The organism is Amycolatopsis sp. NPDC051061, from assembly GCF_040682935.1.
Taxonomy (GTDB): Bacteria; Actinomycetota; Actinomycetes; order Mycobacteriales; family Pseudonocardiaceae; genus Amycolatopsis.
In genome coordinates, this window is sequence record NZ_JBFBBZ010000005.1 from 292,338 (window position 1) to 308,332 (window position 15,995).

At 68.6% G+C, this 15,995-nt stretch carries 16 protein-coding genes and 1 pseudogene; 9 read left to right on the forward strand and 8 right to left on the reverse strand.

The genetic code is table 11. The features are described 5' to 3' along the window. The 4 genes from AB0N03_RS09545 to AB0N03_RS09560 form a co-directional block, all read right to left on the reverse strand. Positions 1–1,182, reverse strand: coding sequence for a hydroxylase (locus AB0N03_RS09545; protein WP_364367967.1), 1,182 nt, complete (start codon positions 1,180–1,182; stop codon positions 1–3). After that, entirely contained in the window at positions 1,172–2,068 is an 897-nt protein-coding gene (locus AB0N03_RS09550; protein ID WP_364367969.1) for an alpha/beta fold hydrolase, read from the reverse strand. Before AB0N03_RS09550 ends, AB0N03_RS09545 begins: the two co-directional genes overlap by 11 nt. Then, positions 2,065–3,060, reverse strand: coding sequence for a VOC family protein (locus AB0N03_RS09555; RefSeq protein WP_364367972.1), 996 nt, complete (start codon positions 3,058–3,060; stop codon positions 2,065–2,067). The genes AB0N03_RS09550 and AB0N03_RS09555 overlap by 4 nt, the downstream gene beginning before the upstream one ends. A gap of 85 nt (positions 3,061–3,145) precedes the next feature. Continuing rightward, positions 3,146–3,904: an IclR family transcriptional regulator gene (locus tag AB0N03_RS09560; RefSeq protein ID WP_364367975.1), complete on the reverse strand. Its 759-nt coding sequence runs from the start codon at positions 3,902–3,904 to the stop codon at positions 3,146–3,148. 260 nt (positions 3,905–4,164) lie between these two features. Between AB0N03_RS09560 and AB0N03_RS09565 the strand changes: the two genes are divergently transcribed. After that, complete coding sequence (locus AB0N03_RS09565) at positions 4,165–5,769, forward strand: FAD-dependent oxidoreductase (RefSeq protein WP_364367978.1); 1,605 nt, start codon at positions 4,165–4,167, stop codon at positions 5,767–5,769. Between the two features lie 31 nt (positions 5,770–5,800). After that, positions 5,801–6,535 carry a hypothetical protein gene (locus tag AB0N03_RS09570; RefSeq protein ID WP_364367981.1) on the forward strand — a complete coding sequence of 245 codons (735 nt, stop codon included), beginning with the start codon at positions 5,801–5,803 and terminating at the stop codon, positions 6,533–6,535. Positions 6,536–6,599: 64 nt separating this feature from the next. On the opposite strand, the gene AB0N03_RS09575 is transcribed toward AB0N03_RS09570, so the two are convergent. After that, entirely contained in the window at positions 6,600–8,240 is a 1,641-nt protein-coding gene (locus tag AB0N03_RS09575; RefSeq protein ID WP_364367984.1) for an OB-fold domain-containing protein, read from the reverse strand. Between the two features lie 179 nt (positions 8,241–8,419). Between AB0N03_RS09575 and AB0N03_RS09580 the strand changes: the two genes are divergently transcribed. The 6 genes from AB0N03_RS09580 to AB0N03_RS09605 are packed head-to-tail and all read left to right on the forward strand — an operon-like array spanning position 8,420 to position 12,846. Then, on the forward strand, positions 8,420–9,565 hold the full coding sequence (locus AB0N03_RS09580) for an amidohydrolase family protein (RefSeq protein WP_364367987.1): 1,146 nt from the start codon (positions 8,420–8,422) through the stop codon (positions 9,563–9,565). Next, entirely contained in the window at positions 9,562–9,762 is a 201-nt protein-coding gene (locus AB0N03_RS09585; protein ID WP_364367990.1) for a hypothetical protein, read from the forward strand. Before AB0N03_RS09580 ends, AB0N03_RS09585 begins: the two co-directional genes overlap by 4 nt. Beyond that, positions 9,759–10,577 carry a mycofactocin-coupled SDR family oxidoreductase gene (locus AB0N03_RS09590; protein ID WP_364367993.1) on the forward strand — a complete coding sequence of 273 codons (819 nt, stop codon included), beginning with the start codon at positions 9,759–9,761 and terminating at the stop codon, positions 10,575–10,577. Before AB0N03_RS09585 ends, AB0N03_RS09590 begins: the two co-directional genes overlap by 4 nt. A 27-nt stretch (positions 10,578–10,604) precedes the next feature. Further along, positions 10,605–11,417 (forward strand): NAD(P)-binding domain-containing protein, encoded by an 813-nt coding sequence (locus tag AB0N03_RS09595; protein WP_364367996.1) that lies wholly within the window; start codon positions 10,605–10,607, stop codon positions 11,415–11,417. Next, positions 11,414–11,602 carry a ferredoxin gene (locus AB0N03_RS09600; protein ID WP_364367999.1) on the forward strand — a complete coding sequence of 63 codons (189 nt, stop codon included), beginning with the start codon at positions 11,414–11,416 and terminating at the stop codon, positions 11,600–11,602. Before AB0N03_RS09595 ends, AB0N03_RS09600 begins: the two co-directional genes overlap by 4 nt. Positions 11,603–11,613: 11 nt before the next feature. After that, positions 11,614–12,846 carry a CoA transferase gene (locus tag AB0N03_RS09605; protein WP_364368002.1) on the forward strand — a complete coding sequence of 411 codons (1,233 nt, stop codon included), beginning with the start codon at positions 11,614–11,616 and terminating at the stop codon, positions 12,844–12,846. Between the two features lie 23 nt (positions 12,847–12,869). Here AB0N03_RS09605 and AB0N03_RS09610 read toward each other — a convergent pair. Beyond that, positions 12,870–13,265: pseudogene (locus AB0N03_RS09610) on the reverse strand (pentapeptide repeat-containing protein); the annotation flags it as partial. A gap of 66 nt (positions 13,266–13,331) precedes the next feature. On the opposite strand from AB0N03_RS09610, the gene AB0N03_RS09615 reads away from it, so the two are divergent. Next, positions 13,332–13,664 (forward strand): hypothetical protein, encoded by a 333-nt coding sequence (locus tag AB0N03_RS09615; RefSeq protein WP_364368005.1) that lies wholly within the window; start codon positions 13,332–13,334, stop codon positions 13,662–13,664. 270 nt (positions 13,665–13,934) lie between these two features. Here AB0N03_RS09615 and AB0N03_RS09620 read toward each other — a convergent pair whose 3' ends face one another. Then, positions 13,935–14,675, reverse strand: coding sequence for a glucose 1-dehydrogenase (locus tag AB0N03_RS09620; protein WP_364368009.1), 741 nt, complete (start codon positions 14,673–14,675; stop codon positions 13,935–13,937). Continuing rightward, positions 14,672–15,991, reverse strand: coding sequence for an acyl-CoA dehydrogenase family protein (locus tag AB0N03_RS09625; RefSeq protein WP_364368012.1), 1,320 nt, complete (start codon positions 15,989–15,991; stop codon positions 14,672–14,674). Before AB0N03_RS09625 ends, AB0N03_RS09620 begins: the two co-directional genes overlap by 4 nt. Positions 15,992–15,995 lie beyond the last annotated feature (4 nt).

Sequence of the window (15,995 nt, forward strand, 5' to 3'; positions counted from 1 at the left end):
TCAGATCAGGATGCGCATCTGCGGCGGCAGCTCCAGGCCCATCTGAGCCAGGGCGTTCGCGTGGTACGCCACGCCGGGAACGTGGATCATGTGCTGGAGCCCGACGTGCGCGTCGCGCCAGTACCGCTGCAGGGGGTTGTTGCGCCGGATCACGTTCCCGCCGGACCGCGCGAAGATCTGGTCCAGGGCCGACACGGCCCGCCACGCGCAGCGGACCTGGTTGCGCCGGACATTGGACCGGTCTTCGATGCTCACCGGCTGCCCGGCGTCGATCTTGTCGTAGAGCCGGCTGATGCCGTCGATCAGCTGGATCCGGGCCGCTTCGATCTCCGCGGACGCTTCTCCGGTCGCGTAGAGCACGTACGGGTCGTCACGGACCTGGACGCCGGTCACGGCGACCCGGTCACGCTGCTGGCCCACGTGCGCGGCCAGGGCGCCCTCGCAGATGCCGATGACCGCCGCGGTGATCCCGAGCGGGAACATCGCTGCGAACGGCAGTTTGTACAGCGTGTCGGTGACGCCGTTGCGTTGCGCGGCCTGGCCTTCCTGCACGTCCCCCTGGTTGATCGTCCGGTGCTCGGGGATGAACGCGTCCTTGACGACGACGTCCTTGCTGCCGGTGCCCGACAGCCCGATCACGTCCCAGGTGCCGTCGATGATCTCGTAGTCCGAGCGGGGGAGGATCACGTGCAGCACGGCCGGCGGCGTCGCGGGCTTCCCCTTGCCGTCGCCGACCAGCGCGCCGAGGAAGTCCCACTGGCAGTGATCGGCGCCCGAGGAGAACGGCCACCGTCCATTGAGGACGTAGCCGCCCTCGACGGGTTCGGCGATCCCGTTGGGCATGTAGGGCGAGGCGATCCAGGTGTCCGGGTCCGTGCCCCAGATGTCCTGCGCGATCCGCGGGTCCAGCTGCGCGGCCTCCCACGGGTGGACCCCGACGACGCCGCACACCCAGCCCGCCGCGCCGTCGTGCCGCGCGACGGCCATCACCGCTTCCGCGAAGTCACGGGGGTGCGCGGCGTGGCCACCGAACTTGGCGGGCTGCAGCAGTCGCACCACGCCCGCCGAGCGGAGGAGACCGACGGTCTCGTCGCTCAGCTTGCCCAAGCTCTCGTTCTCGTCGGCGAGCGCCGCCAGCTTGGGCCCGATTTCCTCGATGCGGTCGACCACCTCATGAGCCATGCCGGGTACCTCCTGCTTCCTCGGTGAGATCGGACGCCTTGCGGGTCAGGAACTCGATCACGACCCGCTCGAAGTCGGCCTTGCGCTCGACCTGGATCCAGTGCCCGCAGCGGGAGAACGTGTGCAGCTCGACGTCGGGCAGCCACCGGTTCGCGAAATGGGCCTGGTCGTAGGGGAGCATCCGGTCGTCTCGGCCCCAGAGCAGCAGGGTCGGGGTGGTGATGTTCGCCGCCTTCGTCCACAGTGGCGTGTACTGAGCCTGACGGCGGGGATCGAACATGGACCCGAAGATCGCCTTCATCCGTTCGATCACACCCTCCGCCGTGGCGTTGCGCAGGCGTTCGTCGACGAGTTCGTCCGTGATCCGCCGCGGGTCGTGGACCATCGTCTTGACCCAGGCGATCATGCGGTCCCGGGTGGGGTCTCCGAGGAACTCGAAGAGCCGCTGGAAGCCTTCGCTCGGCTCGGCCTGGAAGATCCCGACGGACAGCCCGCCGGACCCCATGAGGGCCATCCGCCGCACGCGTTCGGGGTGCAGCGCCGCCAGTTCCGCGGCGACCGCGCCGCCCATGGAGTTGCCGACGAACACCGCCGACTCGATGCCCAGGTCGTCCATCAGCCGGGCGATCCACCGGGCCGCGGCTCGCGGGTAGACCTCGTCGAGCTCAGGGAGCGCGGTCCCGCCGAACCCCGGCAGGTCGGGCATGATCGTCCGGAACCGCTCGGCGAACACCGGCAGGTTGTCCCGGAAGTTCGACCAGGCGCTGACCCCCGGTCCCGATCCGTGGAGCATGAGCAGCGGCTCGCCCTCGCCCGCCTCGTGATAGGCGAAGGTGAGTCCGTCGACGTCCTTCGTCACCCGCGTCGATTCGTAGGTCGAACTCACGGGACGAGACCCGCCGACGGTGTCGTGGACAGGAACGAGCCGCCCGGGCCGACGTCGAGGACGTCGCCGTACCACGTCTGCCCGAGTGCCAGCTCGGGCAGCTTCCACTCGAGCGCGTCCCAGTCGGGGTCGTAGATGTGGTAGCCGCCGGAGTAGAGCTCGATCCGGTGCCCGGAGCCGGGGTCGTGGATGTAGAGGTACATCGCCTGGCCGATGCCGTGCTTGCCCGGGCCGGCGCCGTAGGCGATGTCGAGGTCGCGGATCTGGTCCGCCGCGGTGAGGATGTCGTGGAAGTTCTCGACGTTGAACGCCACGTGGTGGAACTGGCCGGGCTGGTCTTCGGCGGCCACCCCGATGGCGATGTCGTGCACCTGCGACGTCACCGAAAGCCAGGATGCCATGATGACGTCCGGCGCCTGCGGGATCCGGGCGAACTCGCGGCGCTTGAACCCCAGCTCCTCGCGCAACCAGCCTTCGGCCTGGTTGACCGTGCTCACGCTGGTCTGCAGGTTGATGTGGTCGAGGCGGCGCACACCGAGCCCGCGGCGGCGCGAGCTGTTGCTGAGGTTCTTCGAACGGAGGGACTCCTCGGCGACCGGCCGTTCGATGTCGTAGTAGAACTCGAAGGGGTGCTCGCTGCCGGGTACGAGGAAGCGGATCGCCTCACCGCGGCCGCGCTCGCGACCCGAGGCGTCGACCGTCTGCAGCCCCTGGTTCTCGAACTGCTTGTGGAAGAGTTCGACGTCCTGTCGGCGCTTGACGCGGAAGCCGTAGGAGTTGACCACTGCTTCGTCCTGCTGGGTCAGGACGAGGGAGTGGTGCACGTGTTCCTGGTACCCGCGCAGGTAAGCGACGCCGTCGACCTGCTCGACGACCTCCATGCCGAGCAGGTCGCGGAAGAACCCGAGCGACTTCTCCAGATCCGGGGTGCCGAGGCTGATGCTGCCGGCGTACGCGATCTGCGGTCCCGGGTCGTAGTCCGGCTGAGTCATGTGAAGCTTCCTTTCCTGGCTTTCGGGCATCGTCGCTGTTCGGGCGGGCCGCCGGACGCGGTGCGTCCGCTGAGCGGGACGGTGATCACGCGGGGAGGGGATGGGCCGTCGCGGTGAGGCGCCGCGAGATCTCCGCGGCGGTCCACATGACCCGGTACTTGAGCTCGTCGACGCGGATCCGCTCCTGCGGCCCGCACACCGAGATCGCCGCGACGGCGCTGTCGAACTCGAGGATCGGCGCCGCGACGCACGCGACGCCGGGGGAAGCCTCGCCGCTCTCGGTCGAATAGCCGCAGTTGCGGATCCTGACCATCGCGGCTTCGAGCGCGTCGGTCGTGCCGATGCTCGCGCGCGTCCGCGGGCACAGGCCGTCTTCGAGGTACCGGTCGACGACGGCCCGGGGGGAGTAGGCGAGGAGCACCTTCCCCACGCCGGTGCAGTGCGCGGGAAGGCGGCCGCCCACCCGCGACGGCAGGGTGCTGGCGAACGCCCCGCCGATCTTCTCCAGGTAGACGACGTCCCGTTCGTCCAGCAGCGCGAGGTGGACGACTTGACCGGTGGTCGCGCAGAGCTCCTGCATGAACGGCCGGGCGACATCGCTGATCCGCGTCCGGCGCACGACCATGCTGCCGATCTCGAACATGCGGAGGCCGAGCGTGTACTCGTTGTCGCAGCGCTGGAGCCAGCGAGCGGTGACCAGCTGCTGCAGGATCCGGTGCACGGAGGTGCGGGGCAGGCCGCTGCGCGAACTGATCTGCCCGAGGGTCAGCCGCCCGCCGGAGCGCTCGAAGACCCCCAGGATCAGGACCACCCGGTCGACCATGCTCGACGGGCCATCGGCCATCTGCGACCTCCTCGTGCGCCGGCTCCATTATGAGTGGCCTTCGCCGAGAAGAGTATCCCTAACTGAGGATTGACACCGTCGCCGTGACAGCGCACCATCCCCGTACGCGATGGGTTGACGGCGCTATTTACCGCTGATCAGCGCCCGGGCGGCACCTGTTGCAGTCGAACGTCCCGGGTCTGTCACCGAGATGAGGTTACTCAGTCGGGTCTGGTCGGCATGGTTCGCGCGAAACCCGGTGAACGGATCTGGAGGTAGGGATGACCACCAACGAGGAGACCTACGACATCGTCGTCGTCGGTTCCGGGGGAGGGGGCCTGGTCGGGGCGTACGTTGCCGCGTCGCGCGGCCTGCGCACCCTCGTGATCGAGAAGACCGGCCTGGTCGGCGGCACGACCGCCTATTCCGGTGCCGGACTGTGGTTTCCCGGCTCGGCCCCGATCGTGCGGGCCGGCGTCGAGGACGACGTGGAGAGCGCCCGGACGTACCTGCGCGACGTCGTCGGCGACAGCTCGCGGGAACGGCTCCAGGACGCCTACCTGGAGGCTGGTGCGCAGCTGATCGACGAACTCGAGAAGAACCCGTGGTTCCGGTCCTTCGTGCACGCCCCCGTACCGGACTACTTCGCCGGGCGGCCCGGCGCCTCCGTCGCGGGGCGGACCATCTTCCCGCCGGAGGTCCCCGCCGCCGAGCTCGGCGACCACGCCCGGCTCGTCCGCGGCCCCATCCCATCCGAGCGTTGGGGTGTCGATCAGGGCCCGGTGCTCAACGGCGGACGCGCGTTGATCGGCCGCGCGCTGGCGGCGTTCTTGGAGACCGGCAACGGTTCCCTTCGCGTCGATACCGCGTTGGACAGCCTCGTGGTCGAGAACGGCCGGGTCGTCGGCGTGGACGCGGTGAGCGACGGCGAGCCGGTCCGGTTCCGCGCCACCCGCGGGGTCCTCCTCGCGGCCGGTGGCTTCGAACGCAATGCCGAGCTGCGCGCGAAGTACCAGCCGATTCCGCTGACCGGTGAGTGGTCCAACGGCGCCCCGGGCAACACCGGCGACGCGCTCTTGGCGGGCATCGCCGCCGGTGCGGACACCGACCTGCTCGACGAGTCCTGGTACGTGCCCGGGCTGGTGCAGCCGGATGGCCTCCCGGTCTTTCAGAGCGGCATGCGGGGCGGGATCTGGGTGAACAGCGCGGGCGAACGGTTCATGAACGAGGCGCGTCCGTACGACCAGGCCGGGCACGAGATCGCCCGCCTGCACGTGGAGACCGGCGTCTCGCACATACCCGCGCACTGGATCTTCGACCAGCGGCAGGTCGACCGGGACAGCTTCGGCGGCCCGCCGGACCAGCCGATCCGCCCGGAATGGTTCTCTTCGGGGGCGCTGCGGAAGGCCGACACCCTCGAGGAACTGGCGAAGCTGATCGACGTCCCGTTCGGGGCGTTAAGCCGGGCGGTCGAGAAGTTCAACGGCTTCGCGCGGGCCGGGGTGGACGAGCAGTTCCACCGCGGCGAGACGCCGTGGGACCAAATGTTCCACCACGTCATCCCGTTCCCGTTCCTGCCCGAGCTGAACTACCTCGCGAAGCCCTCGCCGGAGTGGCCAAACCCGATCCTGCTGCCGCTGGACACCCCGCCGTTCTACGTCGCGACGATCGTCCTGTCCGACATCGGCACCAAGGGCGGCCTGAAGACCGACGAGCACGCGCGGGTGCTGCGGCCGGACGGTGTGGCGATCGACGGGCTCTACGCGGCGGGCAACACCGCGGCCGCGATGTCCGGTCACGTGTATCCGGGAGCGGGTACGCCGATCGGCTCGAGCCTCGCCTTCGCCTACCGGGCGGTGCTCGACATCGCCGGCGCCGCGACCTGACTCCCCCACACGACCGATCAAAGGAGATCCCGTGGACGAAAAAGTGAAGTTCCGGCTTTACCGGATGTCGGTCTGGTGCGGCGTGCTGGTCCTGATCGCGGCCACCGTCGCGTTCTCCGTCGTGGGCAAGCTGACTCCGCCCCCGTCCCCGACGGCCAGTGCGGGGGAGATCGCGACCTTCCTGACCGAGAACCGGTCGGGCATCCTCTGGGCCACCGTGATCATGGGCCTGTTCGTCCCGTTCTTCTACGCTTTCGCCGTCATCACGAGCCTGCAGATACGGCGCATCGAAGGCGGCTGGGGCCTGCTGTCGATGGTGCAGCTGACCACCGCCGTCGTCGCGCCGACCGGCTGGGTCTACCCGCTGGCGGTGCTCGCCACCGCCGCGTACCGGCCGGGCCGCGACCCGCAGCTGGTGCTGCTGCTGAGTGACCAGTTCTGGCTGACCTACGTGGGTATCGCCGTCATCTTCGTCTTCAACCTCGCATCGATCGGGGTGGCGGCGCTCGTCGACCGCCGGTCCTCGCCGGTGTTCCCGCGCTGGTTCGGGTACCTGAACTTCATCCTGGGGCTTCTCCTGCTCCCCGGCGTGTTCGTCTACGTCGCCACGGACGGGCCGTTCGCCTGGGACGGGCTGTTCACGAACATCATCCCGTCGATCGCGTTCATCATCTGGAAGATCGCGATGATCTACGTGCTGCTGCGAGCGGTCAAGTCGGAGGAGCGAGAGTTCCTGGCGACCAAGGTCGTTCCAGCAACGGCCTGACTTCCAGGTGCGGGTCGTGAGCGGCAAGCCGGGTTGGACCCGGCTTGCCACTCACGACCCAGCGCTATGCCTTGCGTAGCAGCATCACGCCGGAGGGCACACCGCCGCCCGACGTGACGACCGCCGTCTGCGCGCCGTCGACCTGACGGCCGTGGGCTTCGCCGCGCAGTTGCAGCATGGCTTCGCGGACGAAGCCGTAGCCGTGGAGCCGGCCGGCGGAGAGCTGCCCGCCGTGTGGGTTGAGGGGGAGTTCGCCGTCGAGGGCGATCGTCTTTCCGCCGGCGATGAACCCGGTCGCTTCACCCGGCCCGCAGAAGCCGAGTCCCTCCAGCCAGGACACGACGTTGAACGTGAACCCGTCGTAGAGCAGAGCCACGTCGACGTCGGTCGGGGTCAGCCCGGTGCGGGTCCACACGTGCGCGGAGGGGCCTTGGGACTGCGGCAGGTGGGTGAGGGTGTCCTGGTCCCAGCTGAGCCGTTCGAGGATCGCGGTACCGGCGGCTTCGACCAGCACGGGCGGCTTGGGGCGGTCGGCGGCGGTCTCGATCGCCGAGACGACGACGGCCACCGCGCCGTCGCAGGGCACGTCGCAGTCGTACAGCCCGAACGGCGTGGTGATCAGGCGGGCGCCGAAGTAGTCGTCGATCGTCAGCGGGTCCCGGTAGAGCGCTTCGGGGTTCCGCGCCGCGCCAGCCCGCGCGGTGACGGCGATGGCGCCGAGTGCTTCGCGGCCGACGCCGTAGCGGTGCATGTAGTGCGATGCGTGGCAGCCGATCCACTGCGCGGCCGACACGGCGCCGAACGGGGCCCGCCACTCCAGCATCCCGGTGGCGCGCCCACCGCTCGCCGTCCACTCACCGGACCGCACCAGCGCCGCGTGCGAAGATTCCCAGACCGTGCGAAAGCACAGCACGTGCCGGCACAGCCCGGCGGCGACGGCGAGCATGCCGGCGGTGATCGAGCCGATCTGCCCGGGCACCTCGCTCCCGCCGTTGACCCAGGTGGGACGCAGTTGCAGCGCCTCGGACAGCGCGGTGATCCCGCCTTCGCTCATGCCGGTCGGGCTCACCGCGGGGTAGGTGGACAGCCCGTCGATCTCGTCCAGGTCGAGGCCCGCGTCCGCCACCGCGGCCAGGCAGGCGTCGACGGTCAGCGAGATCGGGTCGACCATGAGTCGACGGCCGACGCGCGACTGGCCGACGCCGGTCAGCGCGACCCTGTCCTCGTACTTCCGGGGAGAAGCCATGGGACGCAACGCGGCGCGGACGTCGCGGGGCTCGGGCAGCGGGCCGGGTCCCTCGGCTTCGGGGTCCGGTTCGAATAGCGGGAGGTACACGTCCTCCTGCTGCTCGAAACGCACCCGGACGCGCATCCCGACGTGCACTTCGTCCGGTTCACAGCCGACGATGTTCGTCGTCAGCCGCGCGCGGTCGTCCTCGGCGAGCGCGACCACGGCCACCACGTACGGCGGCGGGAACGCGGGCAGCCAGGTCTGGTGGTTGACGCTGAACCCGACGACCACCGCCTTCCCCGAGGTGGGGGAAAGCGTCACCGCGCGACCTCGGCAGCCGGGGCACACCGGGCCGGGCGGGTGGAAGCACCGCCCGCAGCCGTCACACCGGGAGATCCGGAGGACACCGTCGGCGCCCGATCGCCAGAACCCGGAACTCGCGAGCGTCGGCTGCGGGAGGGGACGCGCGGCCATCTCGGTTCCCTTCGATGCGCAAATAAGGATACTTAATACTAGACCTTGTGCGTCCACTCTGAAAAGATGACCCTTTGAAGCCAGGGTAAGTGCCGGTGCGGCCTGGAAGCCGCGCATGATCAGGTATACACAATCTGCGGCCGGATGTAGTCTCGGGACGGATGGCGAGGAGCGCGACGATGCCGTTGCAGTCATGGATGAAGTTGCTGTCGACCGACGACCACCTGATCGAACCGCCGCGGTTGTGGTCGGATCGGCTGCCGGCGAAGCACCGCGAAGCCGGCCCCCGGATCGTGGAGCAGTCGCGCGGCGAGGGCGTCAGTCCCGCCGAGGTGTGGACCTACGAAGGCCGGATCTACCCGTACATCGGGTTGAACGCCGTGGCGGGCAAGAAGCCCGAGGAGTTCGGCATGGAGCCGACGCGCTACGACGAGATGATCCCCGGCTGTTACGACCCGAAGGCCCGGTTGCGGGACATGGACCTGGACGGGGTGTGGGGGGCGTTGTCCTTCCCGTCGTTCCCGCGCTTCGCCGGCACGGTGTTCATCGCGGGGGAGGACCGCGAGCTCGCCCGGCTGTGCGTCCAGGCGTGGAACGACTTCGTCCTGGACGAGTGGTGCGCGACGGCGCCGGACCGGCTCATCCCCCTGATCATCCTGCCGCTGTGGGATGTGCCGGCCTGCGTGGCCGAGATCCAGCGGACCGCGGCCAAGGGTGCAAAGGCGATCTCGTTCCCGGAGAACCCGGTTCCGCTGGGGCTGCCGTCGTTCCACACCGACCACTGGGATCCGGTCTTCTCGGCGGCCGAGGAGACCGATATGCCGCTGTGCCTGCACTTCGGGACCTCCGGCGCCGCGCCGAAGACCGCCCCGGAAGCGCCGTTCGCGGTGACGATCGCGCTGTTCGGGACCAACTCGATGTACGCGACCGCCGATCTGCTTTTTTCCCCCGTGTTCCACCGCCATCCGAAGCTCAAAGTCGGGTTGTCCGAGGGCGGGATCGGCTGGATGCCGTACTTGCTGGAGCGGATCGACGGCACCTGGGAGCGGCACCGCTTCTACCAGAACGTCAACCAGGACGTGCGGCCGTCGGAGTTGTTCTTCAAGCACATGCACGGGTGCTTCATCGACGACCGGTTCGGGGTGCAGGTCCGCCACGAGATCGGCGTCGACCGCATCACCTGGGAGTGCGACTACCCGCACTCCGATTCGTACTGGCCGAAGAGCCGTGCCTACGCGGCGGACATGCTCGCCGACGTCCCGGACGAAGAGGTGCACAAGATCGTGGAACTGACCACCCGCCGGCTCTACAACTTCCCCGCATGACCCGCCGTCCGGAGTCCGAGCGGTCCGACTGGACCGACCTGGACCTGCTTACCCGTGAGGAAGCGGCCGGCCGGCTCCAAGCGGAGATCGCCGACATCGAGCCACGTCTCGGCGATGCCGACCCCGCCGAGCGCGAACTGCTCGAGACGCGGTTGCGTGCCCTGCGCGAGGCCGTCGACGAACTGGCCGCCTCGTGACCGCGGGACGCGTGGCGGGCAAGGTTGCCTTCGTCACCGGCGCGGCCCGAGGTCAGGGCCGCTCGCACGCGGTGCGCCTGGCGGAGGAGGGGGCGGACGTCGTCGTCACCGATGTCTGTCACGACATCAGCGACGCGCTGCCCTACTCGCTGGCCTCGAAGGAACAACTCGAAGAGACGGTCGCGCTCGTCAAGGCGACGGGACGGCAGTGCGTCGCCGTCCAGGCTGACGTCCGGTCGATCACCGACGTCCGGGCGGCCGTCGACGCGACGACGGCCGAGTTCGGCCGGCTCGACATCGTCGTGGCGAACGCCGGCGTGATGAGCATGGGACGCGCGTGGGAACTGTCCGAAGAGGAATGGGACGTCGTGATGGACGTCAACCTCAAGGGCGTCTGGAACACCGCGCGCGCGGCGATCCCCGGGATGATCGAGGCCGGGGTGGGCGGGTCGATCGTCATGATCAGCTCGGCGGCCGGGATCCGGGGCCATGTGCCGTACGCCCACTACGTCGCGAGCAAGCACGGCGTCGTCGGCCTGATGAAGGCGCTTTCCAACGAGCTGGCCCGGCACGAGATCCGCGTGAACACCGTGCACCCCACCGGGGTCAGCGACACGGGGATCACTGTCGGCGTGCCGATCGAGGAGCTCGCGGCGCGCGAACCGCTGTTCGGCATGGGGGCGACGAATCCGCTCGCTCCATTCGTCGAGCCGCGGGACGTGTCGAACGCCGTGCTGTTCCTGGCCTCGAACGAAGCGCGGTACGTCACCGGCCTGCAATTCACCGTCGACGCGGGCGGGACGAACAAGCCGTAGCCGCCTCGGAGGAATGCTGAGGAAACTGTGGGAACGATCGGGTTCGTCGGCGCCGGGAACATCGGCGAGCCGATGGTGGAGCGGCTGCTGGCGGCCGGTCACGCCGTGCGCGTGTACGCCCGGCGGGCCGAAGTCCGGGATCGGCTGCGAGCAGCCGGAGCGGACCTCGTCGACCGGGTGCGTTACGTCGCCGCGTGCGAGGTCGTCGTGAGTTGCCTGTACGACGACGCCCAGGTGCTCGACGTACTGCCCGAGGTCGTCCGGGAGATGAAAGCCAGCACGGTGCTGGTGTCGCACACGACCGGCCGTCCGGAGACGCTGACCCGGCTCGCGCCGATGGGGAAGGCCGCGATCGTGGATGCGGCCTTCAGTGGGACGGCGGAGGCGGTCCGCGCCGGCCGGCTCACGGTCTACCTCGGCGGCGAGCCCGAGCCCGTCGAGACGGCGCGCGAGGTCGTCAGCGCGTACGCCGATCCGGTTGTCATGACCGGCGCCCGTGGTTCGGCGCTGCGGGTGAAGCTGCTCAACAACCTGCTCTTCGCCGCGATCTCGCAAGTGACGTTGCGGGGGCTGAAAGCCGGTCGCGCGATGGGCATCGAGGAGAGCGCCTTGCTCGACGCCCTCGCGGTCGGCAGCGGCGGGAGCAGCGCGGGGCGGTACATCACCGCTCGCGGTGGGTCGGAGCGCTACGTCGCCGCGGTCACGCCGTTCCTGCGCAAGGACCTGGCGGCCTGCCGGGAGACCGCGGCCGAACTGGGGACCGACCTGGCGAAACTGCTGGCTGCGGCCTGCGACGGGCCGATGAACCTCGACAACTTCGAGAACGGAGTGATCCGGTGAAGATCACCATCGACACGAGTACGTGCTCCGGGCACGCGCGGTGCGCCGCCACGGCCCCGGAGGTGTTCGAACTCGACGACAACGGCTACGCGCTGCCTTTTGACGGCGAGGTCCCGGCGGGCGTCGAAGAGAAAGCCCGCGAGGGTGCGTTCGCGTGCCCGGAGCGAGCGATCACCGCTCAGTGAGGAGGCCCGGAATGCACCGTCCGATGGAAGGCGTGCGGATCCTGGAGGTTGCGCAGTTCACGTTCGTGCCCGCGGCGGGCGCCGTGCTCGCCGACTGGGGTGCCGACGTCATCAAGATCGAGCACGCCGAACGCGGGGACGGTCAGCGCGGCTTGTCCCGGGTGCTCGGGGTGGCGACGGCGAGCGAGGGCTCGTCGTTCTTCCCGATCATGGAGGGCCCGAACCGGGGCAAACGCAGCGTCGGTCTGGCGCTGGAAAAGCCGTCCGCGCGCGCCGTGTTCGAGGAGCTGGTCCGCTCCAGCGACGTGTTCCTCACGAACTTCCTGCCCGGCGCGCGGGCGAAGCTGAAGATCGCCGTCGAGGACGTCCGGGCGATCAACCCGGACATCATCTACGTGCGGGGGAGCGGGTTCGGTGTCCGAGGCGGGGAAAGCAACAAAGGTGGCTACGACAGCACCGCATTCTGGGCCCGCGGCGGCAGCGCGGCCGGGCTGACGCCGCCCGAGGCCGAGCGGATGCCGCGGATGCCGGCCGGTGCCTACGGCGACTCGATGGGCGGGATGACGATCGCCGGCGGGATCGCCGCGGCGCTTTACTCGCGTCAGGTCACCGGCGAGCCGTCCGTTGTGGACGTTTCCCTGCTCGGCGTCGGCGCGTGGGCCACCCAGTACTCGGTGAACCAGGCGCTGATGACGGGCGGTCCGCTGCCGCCGCGCGAGCAGCCGAGGCACGGGTCGGCGACCAACCCGCTGATCGGCGCCTATCGCACGGCCGACGGCCGGTGGCTTGAGTTCGCGATGCTGCAGCCGGGCCGGTACTGGCCGGAGTTCTGCCGGCTGGCCGGCCGGGAAGACCTCGCGGCGGACCCGCGCTTCGCCGACGTCTCGCAGATCATGGCCAATGCCGGCGCGGCCGCAGAACTCGTCGCGGAGATCATCGGGCAGCGGACGTTCGCGGAGTGGACGGAGATCCTGTCGCAGGGCGAAGGGCAGTGGGCGGCCGTCCAGAATTCGTGGGAGGTCGCGCAGGACCCGTCGCTGCGCGCGAACGGCTTGATCGCCCAGGTCGTGGACGCCGAGGGCAAGGAGCGGGAACTGGTGGCGAACCCGGTCCAGTTCGAGGAAACCCCGGCGACGCTTACGCGCGCGCCGCTGTTTGCCGAGCACACCGACGAGGTCCTGCGCGAACTGGGCCTGTCCGAGGAGGAGCTGATCCAGCTGAAGATCGACGGCGCGGCGACCTGACAGGCAAGGATATCGGTCAGGTTTGATCCCGTCAGATCTGCCTGGGTAAACTGGGCTCCTCTGAGGTCTGCGCCACTGAGATCCGCCATGAGCAGGTCGGCGCTGTGGAAGTCTGCCTCGATAAGGGACGCTTCCAAAAAGGATGAGCCGGGTATCTGATTTCCGGCGAAATTTGCGCGACGACAATCCGAAGCTGAGAAATTCGCGGACTCGCAGAAGCTTCCCGAGAAGTTGACCTCTTGCAGATTCGATCCACGAAACAGTGCTCCTTCAAAATGTGCCAGTGTAAGATTGGCGCCACGAAGGGATGTCGAAGAAAGGTCGATCAGGTTGCGGTCGGTTCTGCGGAGGAGCTCTTCCAGGACAGGTTCTTCGTGCCAGACTCTGCCGAGCGCTGTCAGGGCCAACTGGATGTCCACCGGTGGCCGCTGTGACGGTTGCCCCCTCCAGGCCGGTGACTCTTGGTCTGCATTCGCATTGCTTGTGTGGGCAAGTGGGGATCCATTGCGAATGAAGGCGCACAATATTTCGATGGCGACATCTTGAAGCGAATCGTCTTCTCGGGCAAGGTCCTCCAGGGAGGCTACTCCGCCGAGCCGGGTAGTTGTGCTATCGCTGCCAAGCTGGTCCACGGCCCGAGAGAATGTCTCTCTCTGTTGAACCTGTCTGGTGGCTTCAAAACTTTCGAAGCTGGTCCGTCTGCTCAATTCCAACTGCGCCCAGTTTGCTGCCACTTGGTCCCGGTTGATGCGGAGTTGTCGTGTTGTCAGGACTATCCCGATCAGCAGGATTATTCCACCAAATGCTTGAATCAGTGATGTGCGGACACTGTTCTCGGCGTTGATCAATTCAGTGACCGAGAGCTGACCGGTTCCGCCTGCACGTGTCTGTGTGGTCGTAACGATCGAAGTCGGCAGCCAAATGGTGATCGCGCACAGCGATGTGACGCCGGTCAGTATCATGGCGACTACAAGGAAGTTTGATCTGAGCCCGACTGGGTTCGAACTTCGAGGCGGCTGGTTCCGCTCGGCCCTGCTCATTGACCTAGGCTACCGCGGGCGGCTACGGGAGTTCTCGGTAGACGGGCCTCAGTAGAGCCCGCCGTCCACCCGGATCAGGGCGCCGGTGGTGTAGCTGGACGCGTCACTGGCCAGGTACAGCGCCGTGCTGACGATCTCCTCCGGACGCCCGGGCCGGCCGAGCGCGCTCCGGGCGCTCTCCCGCTTCTCCGGCGACCACGCCTTCGAGATGTCGGTGAGGAACGGGCCGGCAGAGATGGTGTTCACCCGCACCTTCGGGCCGTACTCCAACGCAAAAACCGTCGTCAACGCGTTTAGGGCGGCCTTGGCGCCCGAGTACGGACCGAACCGAGGTTGCGGCATCAGCGCTCCTGAGGAGGAGACGTTGATGATCGAGCCTCCGTCGCCGGCTGCCATGCGTTGCCCCACCAGCGACGCGAGCCGGAACGGGCCCTTGAAGTTGACCCCGATCACCTTGTCGAAGAGCTCCTCGCTGGTCTCCGCCGACGACGGCGCCAGCGGTGACATGCCGGCGTTGTTGACCAGGATGTCGACCTTCCCGAACTCTTCGTACGCGGCGTCGGTGAGCCGGCCGAGGTCGTCCCAGTGCCCGACGTGGGCCGCGATCGGCAGGGCACGCCGGCCGAGAGCACGAACCGATGCGGCGGCCGCTTCGCACGCGTCAAGCTTGCGGCTGGTGATCACCACGTCCGCGCCCGCGGTGGCGAAGGCACACACCATCTCCAGCCCCAGACCCCGGCTGCCACCGGTGACGAGCGCGACCTTGCCGGACAGATCAAACAGCGTCATGCGTTCACCCGGCCGGTCAGTCCCGAGTCGTTGATGATGTGCGCGTACCGCTTGCGGGCGGCCTCGAGCCGCGGCGGGATGTGCTCGCTGGGGAACAGTCCCTCGGCCGGCCGGTGGTTCTTCAGCACCTGCTTGGCGATCGTGGTGCGGTGCACCTCGGTCGGGCCGTCGGCGAGGGCGAGGTTCGGCACGGCCATCCACCAGTGCGCGAGCGGCAGCTCGCCGGTGGTGCCGAGCGAGCCGTGCAGGTGCAGGGCCCGCTGGATGACGTCGTGCAGGACCTTGGCCATGGCGACCTTGCACATCGCGATCTGCGTGCGGGCGGCGCCGTGCGGCTGGGTGTCGATGATCCACGCGGTGTTCAGCACGAGCAGCCGGAACTGCTGCAGCTCGATCCACGAGTCCGCGACGAACTGCTGCACGGCTTGCTTCTCGGCGAGCGGAGTTCCTTGTGTACGGCGTGAAAGCGCGCGCTCGCACATCATATCGAACGCTCGGGCGCACTTGCCGACCGAGCGCATCGCGTGGTGCACCCGGCCGCCACCGAGACGGGCTTGGGCGACCTTGAAGCCTTCACCAGGGCCGCCGAGCATGGCGTCGAGCGGGACCCGCACCTGGTGGTAGTGGAGGTAACCGTGGATGCCTTCGTCGAGCGACTCGCGTTCGTCCATGGTGCCGACGTTGCGCTTGATCTCGATGCCGGGCGTCTCGGCCGGCACGACGAACATCGACATCCGCCGGTGCGGCGGCGCGTCCGGGTCGGTGACGGCCATGACGATGAGGAACTCCGCGTACCGGGCGTTGGAGGAGAACCACTTCTCGCCGTCGATCACCCACTCGTCACCCTCGCGCCAGGCGCGGCACACGAACTCCTTCGGGTCGGCCCCGGCTTGCGGCTCGGTCATCGAGAACGTGGAGACGATGTCGCCGTCCAGCAGCGGCTGCAAGTAACGAGCCTTCTGCGCCGGTGTGCCGAACATCGCCAGGATCTCGGCATTGCCGGTGTCGGGGGCGGCGGTGCCGAAGACCGTCGGCGCCCAGTAGGAGCGGCCGAGGATCTCGTTGAGGTAGGCGAGCTTGACCTGCCCGTAGCCCGGCCCGCCCAGCTCGGGCCCGAGATGACACGCCCACAGTCCGTGGGCCCGGACCTGCTCCTGCAACGGCTTGACGATCGCGCGCGCCTTCTCGTTGCGCGTGTCGTACGGGTCGCCGCCGTGCGGGAACAGGAGGTCGAGCGGTTCGACCTCCGTCCGGACGAAGGCGGCCGCCCAGTCGAGCTTGGCCTGGAACTCCGGCTCGATCGAGAAGTCCAGCATCGGT